We start from the raw sequence: 19,719 nt of genomic DNA on the forward strand, positions 1-19,719 counted from the left end.
ATATTTACCTTGTGCATAGTAAAGACGAACTCTACTCAGTAAGGGAGGTCTTTCTGTATGAATGTTCAAAGAGCACAAGAAATAGCGTCCTCCCCCGAAATGGCGAATGTGTTGTGTGATGGGACAGCGATCTATATTCAGCATGTGAACGAGCAAAGTGAGACGGCACGCATCTATGCGTTAAATAACCCGGAAGAGGAGCGGGAAGTCCCTTTGTACGCGTTAACAGAACAAGATCAGGAGCTTATATAAGAGGTGAGGAGGTGTTGAGAAGATGGAAAAAAATAAGCAAAAAGAGATCGAGGCCGACCGTTTAAATTTTAATGACGATACGGATGATGTAGTGCGACAAGTACCTGCTACGACGGATGCCAGCGAAACAGTTGCAGCGATAACCTCACATATCAATAAATACGATATACCGGATGAGTTGGAGGGAAAATAGTGAATGGCCCAAGCGCGCACAGGCTAACCTGCTGCGTGCTTTTTATATATGACGAATAGAAGGTAAGTGTATGTAGTTAATAGAAATAGTTATCTCCTGAAGATGAAATGACGAAGTAGGAGGAGTATATTATGGAAATATCAACCGATATTCCTGAGAATCATAGGCTATCTTCGAAGGCTTTATTAGAGTTTTTCACAAAAATAGAACAACTGAAATTAGAAGTAAACAGTCTTATTTTGTTACAAGATGGCAAAGCCACCGCTCAATTTTGTCGCTCACCATATCGGATGGATAGTCCACAGCTATTATATTCTCTGAGCAAAAGCTTTACTTCCATAGCTGTAGGTATCGCATGGGATAGCGGATATTTAGACTTAGATGATAAAGTTGTATCTTTTTTTTCTGAAAAACTACCGAGTAATATTACTCCAAACTTAGCGATAATGACCGTACACCATCTGTTATCTATGAACGCAGGGCACCATGATAATATCTATGCTGCAGTAGCTAAGGAGCAAGACTGGGTAAAGACATTTTTATCTTTAGATGTTGAACATGAACCGGGAAGCCACTATTGTTACAGCACCCATTCTACATATATGCTGTCTGCAATTATTGAACAAGCAACAGGTCACAACATGGTTGATTTTTTAATGCCTAGATTATTTGAACCATTGGGGATACCAAGACCATCATGGGAAACCTGCCCATTGGGTATTACAGCAGGTGGAATGGGACTGAGCATTTCAACCGAAGGTATAGCTAAATTTGGTCTTATGCTCTTAAATAAAGGGGTTTACGAAGGGAAAAGAATTGTTTCAGAGCAATTCATTAAGTTGGCTACATCAGAACAAAGTGATAATCGTGCAGGAGCAGAGAGAATAGATTCAGCACAAGGTTACGGATATCAATTTCATTTATGTCGGCGCGGCTGTTACAGGGGCGATGGTGCTTTTGGTCAATTATGTTTTGTAGCTCCAAAAGAAAATATAGTCATTGCGGCAACTTCTAGCTTCAAGAATATGAAGCCATTACAGACACTTTTAGATTTAATTTATGAACATATTTTTGACCAATTAGATAAGAATTTTTCCTGCAATTCTGAAGACAATATCGAACTGCAAAATCTATTATCTAATTTTAACCACTTTGTTCCTACAATTCGGCCTGTTCCCATCAACATACCGATTGCAAATAATAGTTGTTATATGATGAATGACAATCCGCAGGGACTTAAAAAAATTGCCTTCCACATGCAAGATAAACAATTGGAACTTCAAGTTTTCTATGGGGATGATAGAGACAACATTTTACCATTTGATTTTACGAAAGCGATCCATACTAAGGATGTATTCAATAAAGATTTATCCATGCATCTTCAAGAGGTTATCACTTATGCTTCTTGGCAGGATGAAAATACGTTACAACTTACTCTTTTCTACATCGAAACTCCATACGTGGTCACTTATATAATAATATTCCATGACCAAACAATTGATTTTCAATTCAACATCAATGTGTCCTTTAACATATCAGATTATAGAGTAACTTGGAACATAATGAATGTTCAAGTATGATTTGTTTTTCCGTTTTAGCATTCTCCCCTTTGCGAAATGTATATTTTCCGTTAGAATAGATCAGTACTATTCTGGTATCGGCAGAATGACATATTATACAGGATCACCCCTGAAATTATTGGAGGCTTTTTTACTACCATGAACAATCAACAGAATACTAACATCAAAATCGTAACAGCCGACCCAAGCGCAATCGGCTTGTTTGGACTGGCTATCGTTACGTTCGTAGCGTCCTCACAAAAGCTCGGTTTGACTGAAGGCCTCGGCCTCGTTATCCCATGGGCTATCTTCCTCGGTGCTTTTGCGCAGCTCTATGCTTCGATTCTTGATTCTAAACACAACAATACATTCGGCACGACTGCTTTTGGTGCATATGCTTTCTTCTGGTTCGCGACTGCATGCAGTTGGCTGGTAAAACTCGGCGTATTCGGTGAAGTTTTAGCAACAAACGCTGACGGCAAGCAGCTCGGATTTGCATTTGCTGGTTATCTCATCTTCTCCGTACTCATGACGATTGGGGCCATGGAGACAAACAAAGTATTATTCTTTATTTTCGTACTAATCGACCTGCTTTTTGTGGGCCTGACTTTTGATGCATTCGGAATCGCCTCTGAGGTGTTCCACACAATGGCTGCCTATGCTGAGATGGGTATCGCTCTATTCTCGTTCTATGGCGCGGGTGCAGCAGTATTGAATACTCACTTTGGAAAAGTATTTCTTCCTATCGGTCGTCCGTTTGGTATTTTCAAGGCTCGTCCATAAAAGGAATATCTTTTGTATTAAACATATATATCAGCCGCTCATCGCGCCGATCCGCGATAGAGCGGCTTTTTTATATGCACGAGAGCATCCTTTTTTCATTAGGAATTGTAAGACCGGTTTCACAAAAAGAGAAACGACCGTCCTGCAGTAAAGTACTGGGGGGACGGTCGACGCGTAACAATATTGTCTTGCCTACGTTGTGGGTAAATAACAAATTCGGACGGTTTATTTTGCGGCTTGCTTGTAATACTCAATATCATCTTTGTACACATTGTACGCTTCGGAATATTCCATCACTCTAGCTACATCCGAGATGAAGCCTTCGTCATATCCGGCACGTCTCAATAAATGGAATCCCATTTCCATGCCGGAAGCGATGCCGGCTCCAGTAATGATTCTACCGGTATCGACAATGCGCGCTCTACTGATTGTGCAAGTCGGCGCGATCTCGGCAAGGCGATCAATCGGCACTTTGCCCATTTCGGACGCTTCCAGACGATCCGGTTCCTTCCGGCTTGTAGCTGGCAGTCCATTCAAAAGTCCCATTTGTCCATATATCCAAGAACCGGTGCACACGCTGGTCAGTAACGTTGTCTCGGGCAGAGACCAAATATATTGATGCAGTCGTTTGTTATAGGTTTCCTGGCGAGTTCCGAAACCGCCGGGAATCAAAAATGCATCCATATCAGGTAATTCGTTGAAACTGTAATTGGGATGCACTGTAAGGCCCGCTTGGGTTTGAACGGGTCTTAATGAATCTGCGACAAGAAATACGTCAAGCTCTGGATCCAACCTCCGCGCGACAGAGAACACACCGTAAGGTGCCGCATAGTCAACGACCTCAGCATCCTTGAAAACATAGACACCAACTCTGAAACCTTGTTTTTTACTCATAAATACTCCTCTCACTTTCCTATCGGATTTAGAAATCTATTTCTTATGTTCTTTCGGAAATTATGATATCATGAACTCATGTATTGCAGTGATGATAAAAACCGATGAGATCCATTTCGTTTTTCGATATCAGGAGGAGGATTATAGTGATTGAATTGCTGGAAGGGAGATTTATTAAAACCTTTATTGCTGTGATGGAAGAAAAAAGCTTTAGCCGTGCAGCGGATAAACTGGGGTATGTTCAGTCAACGGTGACAACTCATATTCAATTGTTAGAGCAAGCGTGTAAACAGAAATTGTTCCACCGATTGTCTCGTGGTGTAAAACCAACAGCAGCTGGTGAAAAACTCTTGAAATATGCCTATCAATTTGTTCACTTAGGAGCTGCGATCGAGGATGCTATGAATGAGATGGAACAGCCGAGAGGCACGGTGTACCTTCGTATGCAGGAATCCTTTTTTTTGACACGGTTTTCTTCATTTATGCAACATTTTGGGAAGGAATATCCGGAAGTGAAATTGCGGATTGAATCAGGATTTCATCAGGATATACTGGATCAAGTGCTTGAACATGCAATTGATTTTGGAATCTTACCCCGTGATCCAAAGCGGAATGATATTGTATTCTATCCTTTGGTTGAAGAGAAATTGATATTTATCGCATCCAATGCTTTGATGATGGACGTAGAGGCTGAAGGAGTTTCCCGATTAAATAAGGAAATATTGATCAGTTTCGGAACCATATGTTTATACCATACACATGCCAGTAAAGCACTGAAGGAGGCGGGAATTCAGGTAAAGGATGCAATTGAACTCCCGAGTCTGGAAATGATTAAACAATCCGTTGCATGCGGGATTGGTTTTGCTTTGGTTCCGGAAGTTGCGGTGCAACATGAACTCGATGCTGGCACTTTTAAAGTACTTCCTTTATGTCCAGAAAGCTATTCCATGCATGGATTAATTGTTCATAAGAACAGAGAGTTAAGTCATCCGGCAAGATTAGTAAAGTCAGAATTGATGAAGCCGTCTGCACTCAATTAGCGCAAGTGAGAAACGATAAGGAGCGATCGTTGTGATCGCTCCTTTAACATATGCTTAAGGATCGTTGCTATTAATTTAACGGACAGGATGGCTTAGTTAAGAAGGGATTTTTAGTTGAAATGAAGAAAATATAGATCAGGCAGGTTTATATGATTTGATAGACAGGAGGACCTCTGAAATGGTTCATGAAGTCGTTATTGGAATCGATGGGGGCGGATCGAAAACGCGAGTCATGGTCAGCGATTTGGCTGGACATATATTGTCCTATTCGGAAGGCGGGGCATCGTCGATCCATAAAGACAGCAACGCCCACGAAAATGTTCAAAAAACTATTCAAACGGCGCTTTCCATAGCTGATTGCTCCACCGATCAAGTCAAAGGAATATATGCAGGGATAGCTGGTTACGAGTCCGAGCAAGACTTAAAGTGGGTTCAACGTTTAACTGATGTAAAGGGGTTACATTGTCCGAAATGGTATGTGAACGATTCCGTCGTTGCTCACGCGGGAGCATTCTTGGGGGAGCCTGGTATCGTGGTTGTCTCAGGTACGGGCTCGATCATTTTTGCAATTACTGAACAAGGGATTCAACTCAAAAATAATGACTTCCATCATTATGCCGAGAGTGCTGCAAGATTTCTTTCATATGATACAATTTTCGAAATACTGGCTGGGAATATTCAACGATCAGATGAGACGATGGTTCGTAATATTCAATCCTATTGGAATGTTGAAAACTTAGATCAACTTCGTACCCTAGCGGCTCGAGGATTTATAGAGGATCGAAGGGAACGAGATAAAAAATTTGGAGAGATGGCCTCATCCATCACGAATGCCGCTCAGGAAGGGAGCCGATTGGCTCAGATCGTGTGCGATAAAGCCATCGATCAAATCATGGTAGGCGTGGAGATCCTTGGATCATTCTTCCAATCCGACCTCATATCCGTAACGGGAATAGGAAGTGTCATCAATAGTCCTTATATGAAATCTAAGTTTATTGAAAGCTTGCAATCCGGTAAAAATAAACGATATCGTTTTAATAATCCCGAATTATCAGCAGTATCCGGTGCTGTGATGATGGCACTTAAAAGTTTAGACATACCGGCTGATTTTAAAACTATTGAATTAATTAGGGACCACCCTCATTCGACATGGTAGGATAGTTATATGGACGACTTCATATTTTTATAGAGAGTTGCTTTTCTGTCTAAATTATAGCTGATAAAGGTCAGCATTGAGGCAGCGATCGCAATGATCCCTCCAAACCAGGAAACATCGATGAGTTCCATGTTCGTCGTTACAAATCCCCCCAGAGCTGATCCAAGCGCAATTCCGACATTTACGGACACAGGAGTTAAGGATGAAGCTAGATCTTTGGCTGACGGAAAATGTTTATCTGCAAGATCAATGAAATACAATTGCATGGTGGAGTTCATTGTATAAACGATAAGGGCAATGAATGATATGCTAAGCAATCCCCCGACAATCGAGTTGGATGAAAAATAAAGCGATACGAGAATGGCTGATTGTAGTAAAAATACATACCGAAGCTTTCCGATTCCGTTGTGGATTGCCAATTTCCCGCCAATTAGAGTACTGAAGATAGATGCAACTCCGTAAAGTAAAAAAACAAGGCTAATATACCGTTCCGGGACAGAAAGCACTTCTTGTAACAAAGGAGTTAGATAAGTATATACGGTATATGTCGCTCCAATGCTTAACGCCGGAATAAAGAATGCGATTATAATACGAGAATTGGTTAATAATCCGATTTGTTTTTTTAATGAATTCTGCGTTCCCTTTAGCCCTTTTGGAATAGTTACCGAGCTTACGATTAGAGAGACGATTCCTAATAGAGCGGTAAACCAAAAGGCCATATGCCAACCGCCCCATTGTCCGATATAGGTACCAAGAGGGACCCCGATTACGCTAGCGATTGTAAACCCCGTAAAGATGATTGAAATAACCACACCCCTCTTTTCGGTAGACACGGTTTCGCTGGCAACTGCCATTGCTAGAGCGATTAAAACTCCAGTAACAACGGCAGTGATTATTCTGGAAACAAGAAGCAGAGCATATGTCCCAGATAAAGCGGTTAGGATATTGCCAGCAATAAATACAGTGATCAAGGCAAGCATTAGAGGGTACTTGGAGAATCGGCTGAATAGAGCCGTCAAGATTGGCGTACCTATTGCAAAAGATATGGCAAAAGCCGATACCAGAGCTCCTGCTGTTGAAATTGCGATGTTTAAGTCGGTTGACACTTCAGTCAACAACCCGACGATGACAAATTCACTCGTTCCCAAAACGAAAGTCAATAAAAATAAATTTATAGTCAGAAGCTTTTGTTGTTTAGTCAAAGGTGTATCTCCTTCCACATGATCTTCAGTCAAGCTCTTTCGACAGCTATTTGTACCTCGGCAACGTAAGATTCCGGATCGCTTAATCTTTCATGAGGAATACAGATTTCACGCCGCGGCTCATTCTCCTTCATTCGATATCCGTTTCGTTCGATCCACACCGCCAATTCTGTACTTGCGGTGCAGCGGCTCGTTGTCCGACAATGATGAATAAGCGTGGCCATCATCGGAACTTCAGGCAATCGTCTTACTGTAAATGGTGAATGGCTTGGCATATTGTGATTGAGCAGACGAGCCACTTCAATGTCGACATCGTCATCGCCTTCTACACAGTCATGCCAAAGGACCAATTGGGACAGAGAAGACAGACCGGAGTTTCCCATATGATCGTCCAACTGTTGGAAAAGCGCAGGAATTTGGCCTAGGGAAGCTCTTTGGCGGTAAGACATCACAAGTTGCGACTCCACTTCTTTTAGTACGACATCTTGTGACGACAGGCCGTTATCCTCATTTTCGATGGTACACAGACGTTCTTTGATTCGCGCAAGTTTGGCTTGCTCCTTATCTAGATTAGATTGAACCTCGCTTTGTTTTAGTCGAAACATCCCTCTGATTTGATCGAGCGGGATATTCTCGTCCAACATTTGACGAATTTGATCCAACGAAAATCCCAATTCCTTAAAGGCTAAAATACGGTGAAGTTGAAACATTTGATCGGCCGAGTAATACCTATATCCACTCAACTTGTCGATGTGAGCTGGCTTGAGCAAATTCAACTGGTCGTAGTAACGAAGGGTTTTGATGGAAACTTGGCTAATCTTTGAAAACTCACTGATTTTATACATGGATACCTCTCCTGAATGAATTTTTTCTGTTCTCCTATTGTCTTTACGAGTATAACTATCCAGTTGAGGGGAGAGTCAAGGGTTTACCGGTTATTCGCGCAACCTCTAGGGTTATTCCTCATTCGATATCGAGTTAGAGGACGTGCATTTTTCTTATGGAGACAAGGAGATTTTGAACGGGATTCAATTTCAGGTTCCCGAAAGCAATTTGGTCGCTTTGGTCGGACCCTCTGGTGCGGGAAAGTCGACGATTGCCAGTTTGGTTTCGCGTTTTTGGGACGTAACGGGAGGTGCTGTGAAGATTGGAGGCATCGATGTAAGAGCTATGCTAAGCGATGAACTCCTGGCCATGGTAAGCACGGTTCAGCAGCAGCTCTATCTATTTAATGAAACGATTGCAGCCAATATCCGAAAGGGCAGACCGGATTCTAGTTGTAGATCAGGGAAGGATTGTGGAAGCAGGCAGACATGAGGAACTTTTGTCCATGGGCGGAATATACCACAGATTGTGGCAAGAGCAGCAGAGACTTGGGGGATGGAGGATCAAGGCACAACAAGTTTCTGAAGTATAATCTAGGAGAACAACGATAGAGTACCGTCACGGTTTTTTAATGAGATATGAAAAAGACAGCCCATCAAGAGCTGTCCTTGTTACAAAGAGTGGCTCAATGGCTACTCTTTTGTTGTTTCGGTTACCAAAAGCTGCATCGGATCGACGGGCGTGCAAAGCCATTCATCACTTGAAGATAGCCCACGATGACCGTACTACGGTGCCACCATATAAGCTTCACGCCCATTATACTTAAATGGCTTAACATAGACCGTACCCTTCAACCCGTTCTTATCGAACGTAAGCGTGCCATCTGTTGTTACATACTCGTCTGCTTGCAGCGGTGTAATAAAATAATTTCCTTCTATGGTCTCAATATAGGTAGGCATCATCAACATCGAGCGTTCTTTCAATTCTAACTTTCCAGCACTCGTTGTGAATTGGGTAGACATATTCATAATGACATAGCCTGGCTCATAACCTTTCAATGTAATAAATCCTGTTGTACCGAACGCACCTCTTTTAATATCTAGTGGAATCAATAATAGTGGTATATTTGGGTCATCCAACGCTTTTTTCAGCGGGTCAAGCGTAATGGCAAGATCCGCATTAAACTTTGCAATCGTTGCTTCACGTTCTGCTGTAATCTTGTCATCCGCTTGCTGAGGTATCGGCGTAACACCCTCCAGAAGTTGTTCAATCGGAGTATGCCCCTCTGGCACCAACCCCTTCCAATCCTTGTTCAATGCATCCAACAAGAACGCCAGCCAGCTCCCAATTTGGTATGATTCTTGATCGAAGGTAATAAAGCCACTCATATTAATATCTTGATACTGCTTTGTGAAGTAATCACGTACTTGCTGGGCTGATGCGCTGCCTTCGAAAGCACTGTACATAACTGACATTTTGTCAATATACGATGCTATACCTTCTATAGTATCGAAATACAGACTATTTTCGTATTCAGCAGGATTGTCTTGTTTATACTGTTGATACCAATAAGCAGCATGTCCGAGATGCATGGGGGTTGCTTCTGGATCCGTATACGCTTGATACAAGGCCTGGAAAAGCATAGCTCGTTGGATTCGTGGTTTTACTTCAGTTGGATAAATGGATGAACGGGAATAGTTTTTGTTCGGATCTTGTACTATTGGCCATGACGGTTGATCGTAGAAATGAAACATTTCATGTGTAGTGATTGTAAAGCTTATTGGCGTATTCGTATGAGGCTCGAATCGATCTTGAAGGGGCTTATCTTTATCAACAAAAATGGCGACTGCCTGCTTGCCGTTCCAATCCAATACTTTAAACTGGTTGTCAAAATACACTCCTAACGGTAATCCCGGATTGGACGGTTCGACTAGCTTATAGCCTGACGTGGTTATCTCGTACGTTTGCTCGCCATTCGTGAGGAGCATAAGACGAGATTGATACTGAGTGCCTGGCCATAGCTTGTCCAAAGCTGGCCAAGCGTGCAGTGCAGCCATAAATGCCATTTGTGCCTCATATTCGAGGAGCTCTGCGGCTGAAGTTAGCTTCTGATCCGTTAGCTGCTGCGAGGAAGTAGAAGCAGAGATCTCTGTAGGCAGAGCTGCAGCATATGCCGAACTGCTTAATATCGGTATCATTGAAAATAATAAGCTAGCAGTCAACAAGCCGCATAAGTAGTGTTTGTAAGGAGCAAGCTTTCTCACGCGCATAAGTTTACCTCCTAAAATTTTACTGCAACCAATTTTAGTATACTACAAGATGAAGGCACTTTGTTATATGTTAGAGAAAACCCTTTCAAAATTCCTAGAACTCACTTTATATTCCATCAGCAGGAATATATACGCCTTCCGAGTTCGTCCCTTGTTCTAACTGATTCTTTTTATAAGCAAGAGGTGTCATGTTCATCGATTTACTGAATTTATCAATAAAATAACTTGTACTATTAAATCCGACTTGATAGGCAACCTCGGTTACATTTGATTCCGGACGCCGAAGCAGGTCTAAGCTTTGTTGGATTCTGTATTCGATGACATAACTTAGCGGTGACGTTTTTATCATTCGTTTGAAATAACGGCATGTTTCAGAACGACTTAATTGGCCAACTTTAGCAATATCTTCGAGCCTGATCTTCTCTGTATAATGCTGATGTATCCAGTTCAACATTCGTTTAATTCTTTGATAACTTATGTTTTCCGTCTGATCGATTTCTATTTGAGGGGTGTTCGACACAATGCTACGCCATATAAAAGTCAGCATAACCGATATGTCGACCTCATACCGTGGAGGTTTTTTCTCAATACATTGATTTATTTTTATGATTGCATCTAATATGTCCTTTCCAAAGCTTTCGCTAGGACTTAAAAAATAGTAAGGAATATTCGTTGCTTGAATATAGGGATATACATAAGAAGCGTGAAGCTCCTTGGGTAAAACAAATTGCGGAGAAACGTTCAAACAGATATACGTGCAACGGGTATCGTTCCAATCTTCTGCCATATGCAGACAACCACTATTAATAAATAACCCTCCACCTTGCCGAATGACCATTTCTTCATCATTGATTTGAAAAAGAGCTTCGCCTCGCACAATGTATACAAACTGCAATTCATCATGCCAATGGAGAGGGATATAGCCATATATATTGTGATTTATTGTTGTTTCATAACGGGCGATGGGTAATTCGACTGTACGATGTTCTGTTAGTTCCTTTAAACTTGGATCAATCATGATATTTTTGATCTGCAAGCCATCACCTCAATATCTTTATATTTTAATATACGATTATGGTATGAAAACAGCATATTCCTCTTTATTATAACAATATCATTATATTGAGGGGACCATCCATGATAAACAACCAACCTAATAGAAAAACAGGACTACTGCTCGTAATGACGGGAGCCATCTGTTGGGGCGTTGGCGGTACCGTATCCCAAAAACTCTTTCAACAATATGGCATAAGTGTGAGTTGGCTTGTTACGACACGTCTGCTCATTGCCGGTATCTTACTGTTAACAGTTCAATATCTTGCAAAGGACCGCTCCCAGATCCTGCATGTTTGGAAACATAAAAAGACAGCCGCACAGCTGGTTATCTTCGGGCTATTTGGCATGCTTGCGGTACAATACACATATATGGCTTCCATTAAACTAGGCAATTCGGCTGTTGCAACGCTATTGCAATATTTGGCACCTGTTATGATTATTTTCTATTTGATTCTACGTAAACAAGCTATGCTAAAGCGTCAAGATATGTTGATTGTTTCGCTTGCATTGGTCGGTTGCTTTCTCCTGCTAACCAATGGCTCTTTTTCTCAATTATCTGTTCCAGCCGCTGCCATCGTATGGGGTGTATTGTCAGGTGCAGCATTAGCATTCTACACGTTATATGCCGTTCCGCTTCTAGAGAAATTTGATTCGCTTGTCGTTGTCGGCTGGGCAATGGTCATTGGCGGTGTTGCCTTAAGCTTTATCCATCCGCCGTGGAGAATTGATTTTAATGTGCTTACAATTGAAGGCTATCTATATTTAATATTCGTTGTGGTATTTGGCACAATGATCGCATTTTGGTTCTATATCGAAAGCTTGAAAAGTCTTTCGCCGAAGGAAACAAGTCTCCTAGGTAGTCTAGAGCCGCTGGCAGCCGTTCTCACAACGGTAGTTTGGTTAAAGGAACCTTTTGAAGGGTTTCAGTGGTTAGGTACAGCTTGTATCATTGGGATGATAGTCTTTATAGCTACAACAAATTCTACAGATTCGGATTGTTAGAACAACGATAGAGGACCGTCACGGTTTTTTATGAGATATGAAAAAGACAGCCCATGAGGAGCTGTCCTTGTTACAAAGAGTGGCTCCATGGCTACTCTTTTGTTGTTTCGGTTACCAAAAGCTGCATCGGATCGACGGGCGTGCCGTTTTTGAGAATCTGGAAGTTCAGATGCGGTCCCGTGCTTCGTCCAGTACTACCTAACAGACCGATGAGCTGACCTTGGGTGACAGTAGCTCCAGCGGTAACTTCCAGCTTTTCCAAGTGAGAATAAACGGTTTGATACCCGTCTTCATGCATGAGAATGACGTGGTTGCCCGATGTGGTATTGTATTCCGCCTTGAGTACCTTGCCAGCCGCGGCTGCTTTTGCAGGCGTATTCAAACTGTTAATAATGTTGATTCCCTTTTGATCAGTCGTGCTGTGGATGTCACCTGACACTGGTGTGACGAAGGTGAGTTCTTTACCTAGTACTTTTTGTGCATCGGTAAGAGTGAAAACACCTAAAGCCAAGGCAACAATGATACCGGATGCCGTCCACGTATAAGCCCGTTTTTTAAACCTACTAATCATTTCGATTCTCCTTTTCACATGTTTTTTGGAGCTGGAAAATCCGGCTGTGATGCTTATCTGTTTTGGCTCTGCGTATAGCTCGAGTATTTTGATCATGGTGAGGCCGTAGCGCGGTACTTCCGTTTCCTTCAAATAAGTAAGGACCAAAGCATCACAAGCTATTTCCTGATCCTGGCGCATGCGGGAAGCGGCGTACCATAACAGCGGGTTAAACCAGTTTACAATCAGGAGCATACTTATGATACTGTTCACGCCAATGTCTCATCTTTTCCAATGCGCTAGCTCATGCAGTAAAATGTGCCGTAGCTCTTGCTCGTCGAGTTCTTCCAAAATGCTTGCAGGAAGCCAGATTTGTGGTCGCCATATCCCCATTAAAGCAGGGCTCGTCATTCGGTGACTCATCCGCAAAGGTATGCGTGTGGTGACGCCCATCTGCTGCTTGCACTGGGAATAGACTCGCAAAATAGTTAGATCCTGAACAGTCGAATCGTCTTTTAGCCGAGAGAGGAATCTGTATGTGGTGTAAATCGTGGTGACAGCAAGAATCATGACCCCGCCGATCCATATGAGAGAAAGGACGCTGAACCATGAAAAGCTCGCTTCAGTTGAAAGGTATGTATCTCGGTGAGGGACGGAACTATGCGGATAGACCGCTTCTGTAGGCTGAAGTGAGCCAGATGTCGCTTGCGGGTGGGCTTCCTGCATGCTGTCCAATGACGGCGTAGGCAGCCAGTTGAACAAACTAATAGAACTATCGACCGACCACGGAACCACAAGTTTCCATACGAGAAGGAACCATACGGCGTAGTGCCATCTAACGGGCAGACGTTCGTTTCCAAGCTGCTTACAGAGCAAGATTAGAACTACGAGAAAGCTGGCCTGAATGGAGTTATGCAGTGTCCACAAAAATGCTTGATTGAGATAAAACGTGACTGAATGCCAATCCACCAGGTTATTTCTCCTTTTCGGAAAGGATTTTCTTCAACTCGTCAATTTCTAGGGAGGAGAGCTTCTCTTCTTGTAAAAAGTGAACCAGCATCGATTTAAGTGCGCCACCATACACTCGTTGTAAAAAGGATTGGCGTTCTGTACGTTTGCATTCCTCTTCACTTCGTGCAGGAGAGTAATAATAGACTCGGTTGATCTGTTCAAACGTGAGAATTCCCTTTTGCAAGAGTCGGTTGAGTAAGGTTTTGACCGTCTTGTCTTTCCACGTCTTGTGGTCTCGTAGCGCACTATGTTTGTCAACGGACGATTCCTCACCAAATAAGCTGGCTATATAGAGACAGCAAAAACCCTCTCCAATCCACACAGGAAGAAGAGAGGGGGAAATCAGCCAACTCACTTGCGCCCACTCAGCGGGGACATTTCCTACTAAGACGAAACTTGGACGCATACTCAATACTTTAAGTTATTCCTTTGCGCAGGAATTACTGCTTTTAGATTATGAGAGAATCGATTGATCCGTAAGAAGATATTGTATATAACGATGCTCACCAGTGTTCTATCGCATTACTTTAATAAGGGCACCGAGTTCCTCCTGTCCGTAGCCAGAGTCCAAGGCCTTCTTAAAAAGCCCTTGGGCAAACACCGGAAATTCATTGTTAATTCCAGCTTCACGAGCTTGTTCCATGAGGAGTTCCACTGTCGTCATACACATATTAACAGAACTCAGTGGGTTATCGTAAGTTTCTGTTTGAATCACTTCACTCTCATACTTGATAACCTCACCGACAACCTTCGAGACATGAGCGATCATAGACCCGAAAGCATCTACGCGTAGACCATCCGATTCAAGGATACGTGCCGCATGAAAAAATCCGAGATACGAACCGAATAGGTATGAAAGAAACGCCAATTCTGTCGAAGATGCTGCACTAACCTGCTCACCAAGATAAGGCACATTTCCGGCTAGACATTTCAGAAACGGTTCACTCTGTTGAAAAGCGTTCATGGAACCTGACGTGAAGATTGTAGCGTCCGGTTTGCCCATCTGGGGCGGTGAAGCCGCTATTGCTCCGTCGAGATATCCCACATTGTGTACGCGAGCCCATGCTTCATTGTCGCGTGCTTGCTGGGGGCTGCCTGTACTCAACTGGATAAGAACGCGACCCGCAAGGACATCTCTGACCTCCTCTGTATCCAAAATACCGTATGAAGTCTTGTAGTCAGAGACGCAGATAATTGACACCGTGCTTGCGCTTATAGCAGAAGCCGCACTGGGGGCAAGGAGAGCTCCTTTTTTGACGAGCGGCTCCGCCTTAGCGCTCGTTCGGTTCCATACTGTCACTCGATAGCCATTTTGAAGCAACACTTGAGCCAGTGATGCACCCATTGATCCCAATCCGATTACTGATACATTACTCATATTATTTCCTCCATGTCATAAAGTTCTAAATTGATGGCATCGACTTGATTGTTTACGATCATTCTCACGAGGGCTCTGAGGTAGCGGTTATGTAAAAATCCGTTGCCGCTAGCTCTTTTCCATTTATGATTACGGATAGCCGATGTTTGCCCGGATAATGCTTTCGGGTCGTCAAATCCTTGAAATGATGGGCACGTATGTATTGTCGCTCCACTTTGTCGTAGTTGTGTTCTGTTACCTTGAATAGCTTTCTCGATGTCGTACGGTTGGCTTTAACAAAATCAATCGCGTATTCGACCCGTAGCCGCTGGGATACAGAGGAGTTGGTTCGGATCGAAAAAGAAAAGTGAAGAGTTTGGCCGATCTCCAGCGTCTCTTCGTCAAGCGACAATCCACTTACCGTCACATCCGGCGAAATCTCAAAGCCGAACAAGGAAAGCACATCTTGATCTCCTTTTCGGAGCAAACCACGACATCCGTGTTTGACAATCCAATTGGTCTGCAGGTTTTCTCCGTGCCAATCGCGGGCGAGTTGTATGATCAGTTCAGGATGGTCCTTGGATATATCGTTCAGATTATTAGCAACGCTTTTCTGCACGTAGACAGATGAATCTCGTTTGAGTTTTTCCAATACTGGAATAATTGGGGATGGATCAGCTTTGAATATGTCCAGGGCCATCGCCCAGGGTAATCTAGGACGGCAGCCCTCGCTGGCTAACCGTCTGATGTGATGATCAGTATGATTTGCCCACTGCAGCATTTGGTCCATCATTCTAACAGGATCTTGCACAATAAAAGGACGAACGGAGAACTCCGAACTGGAAAAGCGGGTGAACCATTCCAATACGGGAATGGAAGCTGTCCAATCATCAAGCCCGTATACTTCCACGAAATCTGGAAAGAACAAGTATTCGACTCCGCTACATTCGGGAGCGATTTGGGTCAATACCGATAGTGCGTCATTATAGGACGCAGGTAGGGTCGATCGTAATGAGCTGCTTATATGCCGAATACGCTGTTTCAATTGTTCCTGCTCCCAGCGATCATCATAGATCAATTTCAGAAACCTTGTTGAATCAAATGCCGGATACTTGAGTTTGACGATAGCTATAAATTGGTTGAAAAAATCCGGAGTATATTTACCCGCAAATGTGTCTCCCATGCTTCATCACCTTTCTTGGAATTATCTTCATCATGCCAAGTGACAACGGTCCCGCCCTGACACCTGCACAAATTCCCTACATACTCAAATTAGCAGGGATCAGATGCTGTAGCATGATCTCTCTTGAATCAATCATCGACACAAATGTTTGGAAAGCAGGAACTGACCTGAGTTGGTTCATCGCTGTTAATGCCATCTCCATATCGGACCAGTATATGATGTCCGTCCACTGGGTTTCGTCTGGTGTATGCAGCAAAGTGCGCGTTTTAAAGCCAGAAAACTCAGTTTGCAGTACCTCGGTGAGTGCGGCAGCCGCCTGACAAAAACTATTTTTATCCGTATCTTCCTTCAACCTGAACAAAACCATTTCCATCACGTAGTGTTGATTTACTTGTTCCATTTTTTAAATCTCCCCTCGTTTTCATATTTGAAGATTCCATTTACTACTCCTGATTATGGTCGGAACTTTCTACATAATCTTTATCCTGCCGAAAAGATCAAAAACGCAGATTGGTAACTTCCAAGTTATGAAAATGTCAATTCATCTGATTGCATATCCGAATCCTCCTTGGTGTGTAAACATTGACTTCAAGGTTAAGCATACGGGATAATAGTGACAACTAATGGCACTATTATTTGGGTTGTTAAGAGGAGAGAGCGGTCCATGCACAAAGCACAGCGACTCATTCAACTTATGATGATGGTCAATGAACGCAAGAAGTTTACGATACAGGAGATGGCAGACGAATGCGGCGTTTCGCGCCGAACGATGATCCGCGATTTGATGGAGCTGAGTGAACTGGGCGTGCCGCTCTATTCCGAAGCAGGGCCCAGGGGCGGTTATCGCGTCCTACGCGAGAAGGTGCTGCCACCCATCAGCTTTACGGAACATGAGGCGATCGCGTTGTTTTTTGCCTGTCAATCGTTACGCAATTACAAATTTCTCCCCTTCAAAGATGAAGTGGATACCGCGTTGCATAAGTTTTTTCATTATCTGTCGAGTGAGCTTAAGCAAAAGATCGAAAGTATGCAACAACGGCTTGTATTTTGGGTTCCTCCGCATGAGATGGAAGTTTCTTTCTTGAAGGAGTTGCTCGAGGCTGCACTGGATCAGCGTGTCGTCACAATCATGTACGAAGCATCTTCGAGAAGAGAACGGATGATTCAACCACTCGGGATATATACGATGAACGGGTTATGGTACTGTCAGGCTTACTGTTTCATGGCAGGGGATTATCGAGTGTTTCGCGTGGATCGAGTGAAGGATTTTTCGCTCGAGGGCGACCAAAGCATGAAATTGAATACGACTGAGGAGCACATTCAGTCATGGATCATGCGAATGGATGAGATTGATACATTGGATCTTGAGGTGGATCTGACACCGGAGGGTGTGAGACGATGCCAATCAGACTTATGGTTAACCCGGTGGATCGATCTGCGTGAGGACGGCTCAGGTACGATTTGTACAAACATGAGCGCATCGTATGTACCATGGGCGGTACATTTTTTCCTCGGATTTGGCATGGAGGCAAACGTGAAGCGTCCACAAGTGGTTCGCGAACAAATACAAAGCAAGCTCCGGGAGCTAATCAGACAATACGAATATTAGAGGAAGTGCACACAAGATAGGCGGCATCCAGGAGATGTCGCCTACTTTCGTTAAGTGGCATTTATACGCCTACCGAGTTCGTTCCTTGTTCCAACTGATTCTTTTATAAGCAAGTGGTGTCATGTTCATCGATTTACTAAATTTATCAATAAAATATCATGTAGTATTAATAGTGGATCTTTCCTTCTTTGGGTATTCGGATTTTCACGTAGAAAACATTCTCAAGTGAGATTGGTTTTTTAAAATCATAAATCGGATAATTGTATGGAAGAACATCAAATAAGCATTTATAGAAAGATAATGATTGACTAAGGCAAGTTATTTGAAAAGATGTGACGACTGGGCAAATTTCATGCTCAGTTTTTTTTCGAAAATTTAAGCCAAACTAAATAGTTCTCCGTCTAATGGGTGTAAGTCAGAAATTAAACAGAGTAAGAAGGTGATTGGTATCATTCGGACAGTCAGAAAGGCACAAAGGGGAAACGATAAAGCATTCTTAAAACTATTCCAACAATATGAGGAAGATTTATATCGTATCGCTTATGTGTATGTCAAAAACAAAGACGATGCGTTGGATGTGGTTCAAGAAACAGCTTACCTGTCGTTTAAAAAGATCAATACATTGAAGAATCCAGAGTATTTCAAAACATGGTTAACGAAAATTGCTATTAGTTGTTCAATAGATCTTCTTCGAAAACGCAAGAAAGTAGTTCATTTAAAGCCAGGATATGAAGAATTTGTAGGTTCGGATGATGAAGATGTTCCACTCTCGTTATCACTCCAAGAATTAGTAGATACGTTAAATGAAGATGAAAAAAGTATTGTTCTTCTAAGGTTTTATTATGATCATACCTTCAGGGAAATTTCAGAGATATTAGAAATTCCCTTAGGATCAGCAAAATCCGTATTATATCGTGCATTAGATAAGCTACGTAAACAAGTGAAGGAGGCGGGTATGTATGAGTAATCGAATAAAACAAGAACTAGAAAAAATTGAAATCCCAAAAGAATTACATGAAAGAAGTGAACTAGGGATTAAAGCAGCAAGTTCTGAAATGAAGGGAAGAGTAATGAATAAAGCTATAAAAGGTCTAGGAGGTGTAGCTGCGGTAGCTGTTTTATCAATTAGTTTAACGGCGGCAGTTAATCCTGGTTTCGCAAGTTCACTTCAAGGTTTTTTCAAGGACATTACGAATTGGAAAGGTGCAGTTATAGGTACGGAGTACTATCAAGCGACTGATGAAATAAGTGTTACGGTTTCCGACTTGAACGTGAAAAACAATCATTTTGTTTTACCAATCACCGTTATTTTTGAACAAGCAGATAAAGCTCCTTATATTATGGCTGAAGCCTTAACATTCGGTGAATTTAAAGTTATAAGTCATTCTGGAGTTGAAGTTACTGCGGAGCAAATTCAAGTCGAACCTCTAGCATCAAAGGAATTCAGCTTTGACATTGAAGACAGCCACAAATTACTAACAGAAGTAGAAAACGAAAATCCCATAAAAAGGGAGTTTGAAGCAAACCTTGTCATTGATAAAGAACTCTTAGGCTCTGACGACACATTTAACATAGTCATTAATTCATTTTTTGAACATAGTAAGGGAGATGCACGCCTAGAGATAAAAGGCAATTGGAAGTTGAGATTTTCAACAAAATGATTAACATTAAGAGGTCATGGTTAAAATGACCTCTTTAGGCATACGAATCTATGATACAATGGGATTTATTGGTGCCATACATTGGTCAATTAATAACATGGGAGAGGTGCTTAGCG

At 42.5% G+C, this 19,719-nt stretch carries 21 protein-coding genes and 1 pseudogene; 11 read left to right on the forward strand and 11 right to left on the reverse strand.

What is annotated here, in order from left to right; genetic code table 11:
* Positions 1-57: 57 nt before the first annotated feature.
* From AC2TF5_RS12555 to AC2TF5_RS12570, 4 genes are all read left to right on the forward strand, one after another.
* Positions 58-252: an H-type small acid-soluble spore protein gene (locus tag AC2TF5_RS12555; protein WP_491302469.1), complete on the forward strand. Its 195-nt coding sequence runs from the start codon at positions 58-60 to the stop codon at positions 250-252.
* A 22-nt stretch (positions 253-274) separates the two neighbouring features.
* Positions 275-445: a hypothetical protein gene (locus AC2TF5_RS12560; RefSeq protein WP_491302470.1), complete on the forward strand. Its 171-nt coding sequence runs from the start codon at positions 275-277 to the stop codon at positions 443-445.
* Positions 446-576: 131 nt separating this feature from the next.
* Positions 577-2,025, forward strand: coding sequence for a serine hydrolase domain-containing protein (locus AC2TF5_RS12565; protein ID WP_491302471.1), 1,449 nt, complete (start codon positions 577-579; stop codon positions 2,023-2,025).
* Between the two features lie 138 nt (positions 2,026-2,163).
* The gene (locus tag AC2TF5_RS12570; protein WP_491302472.1) at positions 2,164-2,787 is read left to right on the forward strand and encodes an acetate uptake transporter; all 624 of its coding nucleotides are present in this window, start codon (positions 2,164-2,166) and stop codon (positions 2,785-2,787) included.
* A 225-nt stretch (positions 2,788-3,012) separates the two neighbouring features.
* Here AC2TF5_RS12570 and AC2TF5_RS12575 read toward each other — a convergent pair whose 3' ends face one another.
* The gene (locus AC2TF5_RS12575) at positions 3,013-3,681 is read right to left on the reverse strand and encodes a DJ-1/PfpI family protein (protein ID WP_491302473.1); all 669 of its coding nucleotides are present in this window, start codon (positions 3,679-3,681) and stop codon (positions 3,013-3,015) included.
* Positions 3,682-3,827: 146 nt separating this feature from the next.
* Between AC2TF5_RS12575 and AC2TF5_RS12580 the strand changes: the two genes are divergently transcribed.
* Both AC2TF5_RS12580 and AC2TF5_RS12585 read left to right on the forward strand, forming a co-directional pair.
* Positions 3,828-4,721 (forward strand): LysR family transcriptional regulator, encoded by an 894-nt coding sequence (locus AC2TF5_RS12580; RefSeq protein WP_491302474.1) that lies wholly within the window; start codon positions 3,828-3,830, stop codon positions 4,719-4,721.
* A gap of 178 nt (positions 4,722-4,899) precedes the next feature.
* On the forward strand, positions 4,900-5,877 hold the full coding sequence (locus tag AC2TF5_RS12585) for a BadF/BadG/BcrA/BcrD ATPase family protein (RefSeq protein WP_491302475.1): 978 nt from the start codon (positions 4,900-4,902) through the stop codon (positions 5,875-5,877).
* A 5-nt stretch (positions 5,878-5,882) separates the two neighbouring features.
* On the opposite strand, the gene AC2TF5_RS12590 is transcribed toward AC2TF5_RS12585, so the two are convergent.
* On the reverse strand, positions 5,883-7,079 hold the full coding sequence (locus AC2TF5_RS12590) for an MFS transporter (RefSeq protein ID WP_491302476.1): 1,197 nt from the start codon (positions 7,077-7,079) through the stop codon (positions 5,883-5,885).
* Between the two features lie 29 nt (positions 7,080-7,108).
* Entirely contained in the window at positions 7,109-7,924 is an 816-nt protein-coding gene (locus AC2TF5_RS12595; RefSeq protein WP_491302477.1) for a MerR family transcriptional regulator, read from the reverse strand.
* A 172-nt stretch (positions 7,925-8,096) separates the two neighbouring features.
* On the opposite strand from AC2TF5_RS12595, the gene AC2TF5_RS12600 reads away from it, so the two are divergent.
* Positions 8,097-8,396, forward strand: a complete 300-nt coding sequence (locus AC2TF5_RS12600) for an ATP-binding cassette domain-containing protein (protein ID WP_491302478.1) — start codon at positions 8,097-8,099, stop codon at positions 8,394-8,396.
* A 293-nt stretch (positions 8,397-8,689) separates the two neighbouring features.
* Here AC2TF5_RS12600 and AC2TF5_RS12605 read toward each other — a convergent pair whose 3' ends face one another.
* On the reverse strand, positions 8,690-10,174 hold the full coding sequence (locus tag AC2TF5_RS12605; RefSeq protein ID WP_491302479.1) for a hypothetical protein: 1,485 nt from the start codon (positions 10,172-10,174) through the stop codon (positions 8,690-8,692).
* Between the two features lie 106 nt (positions 10,175-10,280).
* The gene (locus AC2TF5_RS12610; protein WP_491302480.1) at positions 10,281-11,210 is read right to left on the reverse strand and encodes a helix-turn-helix domain-containing protein; all 930 of its coding nucleotides are present in this window, start codon (positions 11,208-11,210) and stop codon (positions 10,281-10,283) included.
* Between the two features lie 101 nt (positions 11,211-11,311).
* On the opposite strand from AC2TF5_RS12610, the gene AC2TF5_RS12615 reads away from it, so the two are divergent.
* Positions 11,312-12,232 (forward strand): EamA family transporter, encoded by a 921-nt coding sequence (locus AC2TF5_RS12615; protein ID WP_491302481.1) that lies wholly within the window; start codon positions 11,312-11,314, stop codon positions 12,230-12,232.
* Between the two features lie 91 nt (positions 12,233-12,323).
* On the opposite strand, the gene AC2TF5_RS12620 is transcribed toward AC2TF5_RS12615, so the two are convergent.
* The 6 genes and pseudogenes from AC2TF5_RS12620 to AC2TF5_RS12645 form a co-directional block, all read right to left on the reverse strand.
* Positions 12,324-12,803 (reverse strand): M23 family metallopeptidase, encoded by a 480-nt coding sequence (locus tag AC2TF5_RS12620; protein ID WP_491302878.1) that lies wholly within the window; start codon positions 12,801-12,803, stop codon positions 12,324-12,326.
* Positions 12,804-12,857: 54 nt separating this feature from the next.
* A pseudogene (locus tag AC2TF5_RS12625) lies at positions 12,858-13,751 on the reverse strand (M56 family metallopeptidase); the annotation flags it as partial.
* Positions 13,752-13,755: 4 nt separating this feature from the next.
* Positions 13,756-14,148: a BlaI/MecI/CopY family transcriptional regulator gene (locus tag AC2TF5_RS12630; protein WP_491302482.1), complete on the reverse strand. Its 393-nt coding sequence runs from the start codon at positions 14,146-14,148 to the stop codon at positions 13,756-13,758.
* Between the two features lie 159 nt (positions 14,149-14,307).
* Positions 14,308-15,171, reverse strand: a complete 864-nt coding sequence (locus AC2TF5_RS12635) for an NAD(P)-dependent oxidoreductase (protein ID WP_491302483.1) — start codon at positions 15,169-15,171, stop codon at positions 14,308-14,310.
* A 64-nt stretch (positions 15,172-15,235) separates the two neighbouring features.
* Entirely contained in the window at positions 15,236-16,333 is a 1,098-nt protein-coding gene (locus AC2TF5_RS12640) for a DNA alkylation repair protein (RefSeq protein ID WP_491302484.1), read from the reverse strand.
* Positions 16,334-16,409: 76 nt separating this feature from the next.
* Positions 16,410-16,733, reverse strand: a complete 324-nt coding sequence (locus AC2TF5_RS12645; RefSeq protein WP_491302485.1) for a hypothetical protein — start codon at positions 16,731-16,733, stop codon at positions 16,410-16,412.
* Positions 16,734-16,997: 264 nt separating this feature from the next.
* On the opposite strand from AC2TF5_RS12645, the gene AC2TF5_RS12650 reads away from it, so the two are divergent.
* From AC2TF5_RS12650 to AC2TF5_RS12660, 3 genes are all read left to right on the forward strand, one after another.
* On the forward strand, positions 16,998-17,942 hold the full coding sequence (locus AC2TF5_RS12650; RefSeq protein ID WP_491302486.1) for a helix-turn-helix transcriptional regulator: 945 nt from the start codon (positions 16,998-17,000) through the stop codon (positions 17,940-17,942).
* A 442-nt stretch (positions 17,943-18,384) separates the two neighbouring features.
* A complete protein-coding gene (locus tag AC2TF5_RS12655; RefSeq protein ID WP_491302879.1) occupies positions 18,385-18,909 on the forward strand; it encodes a sigma-70 family RNA polymerase sigma factor in 525 nt (174 codons plus the stop codon).
* Complete coding sequence (locus tag AC2TF5_RS12660) at positions 18,902-19,603, forward strand: hypothetical protein (RefSeq protein ID WP_491302487.1); 702 nt, start codon at positions 18,902-18,904, stop codon at positions 19,601-19,603. The genes AC2TF5_RS12655 and AC2TF5_RS12660 overlap by 8 nt, the downstream gene beginning before the upstream one ends.
* Positions 19,604-19,719: the final 116 nt, after the last annotated feature.

The organism is Paenibacillus sp. JNUCC 34, assembly GCF_058269055.1.

Bases quoted from the DNA above. Each gene is read 5' to 3' on its own strand.
- AC2TF5_RS12555 (WP_491302469.1), top strand. From the start codon at position 58: ATGAATGTTCAAAGAGCACAAGAAATAGCGTCCTCCCCCGAAATGGCG.
- AC2TF5_RS12560 (WP_491302470.1), top strand. From the start codon at position 275: ATGGAAAAAAATAAGCAAAAAGAGATCGAGGCCGACCGTTTAAATTTT.
- AC2TF5_RS12565 (WP_491302471.1), top strand. From the start codon at position 577: ATGGAAATATCAACCGATATTCCTGAGAATCATAGGCTATCTTCGAAG.
- AC2TF5_RS12570 (WP_491302472.1), top strand. From the start codon at position 2,164: ATGAACAATCAACAGAATACTAACATCAAAATCGTAACAGCCGACCCA.
- AC2TF5_RS12575 (WP_491302473.1), bottom strand. From the start codon at position 3,681: ATGAGTAAAAAACAAGGTTTCAGAGTTGGTGTCTATGTTTTCAAGGAT.
- AC2TF5_RS12585 (WP_491302475.1), top strand. From the start codon at position 4,900: ATGGTTCATGAAGTCGTTATTGGAATCGATGGGGGCGGATCGAAAACG.
- AC2TF5_RS12595 (WP_491302477.1), bottom strand. From the start codon at position 7,924: ATGTATAAAATCAGTGAGTTTTCAAAGATTAGCCAAGTTTCCATCAAA.
- AC2TF5_RS12605 (WP_491302479.1), bottom strand. From the start codon at position 10,174: ATGCGCGTGAGAAAGCTTGCTCCTTACAAACACTACTTATGCGGCTTG.
- AC2TF5_RS12615 (WP_491302481.1), top strand. From the start codon at position 11,312: ATGATAAACAACCAACCTAATAGAAAAACAGGACTACTGCTCGTAATG.
- AC2TF5_RS12620 (WP_491302878.1), bottom strand. From the start codon at position 12,803: ATGATTAGTAGGTTTAAAAAACGGGCTTATACGTGGACGGCATCCGGT.
- AC2TF5_RS12635 (WP_491302483.1), bottom strand. From the start codon at position 15,171: ATGAGTAATGTATCAGTAATCGGATTGGGATCAATGGGTGCATCACTG.
- AC2TF5_RS12640 (WP_491302484.1), bottom strand. From the start codon at position 16,333: ATGGGAGACACATTTGCGGGTAAATATACTCCGGATTTTTTCAACCAA.
- AC2TF5_RS12645 (WP_491302485.1), bottom strand. From the start codon at position 16,733: ATGGAACAAGTAAATCAACACTACGTGATGGAAATGGTTTTGTTCAGG.
- AC2TF5_RS12650 (WP_491302486.1), top strand. From the start codon at position 16,998: ATGCACAAAGCACAGCGACTCATTCAACTTATGATGATGGTCAATGAA.
- AC2TF5_RS12660 (WP_491302487.1), top strand. From the start codon at position 18,902: ATGAGTAATCGAATAAAACAAGAACTAGAAAAAATTGAAATCCCAAAA.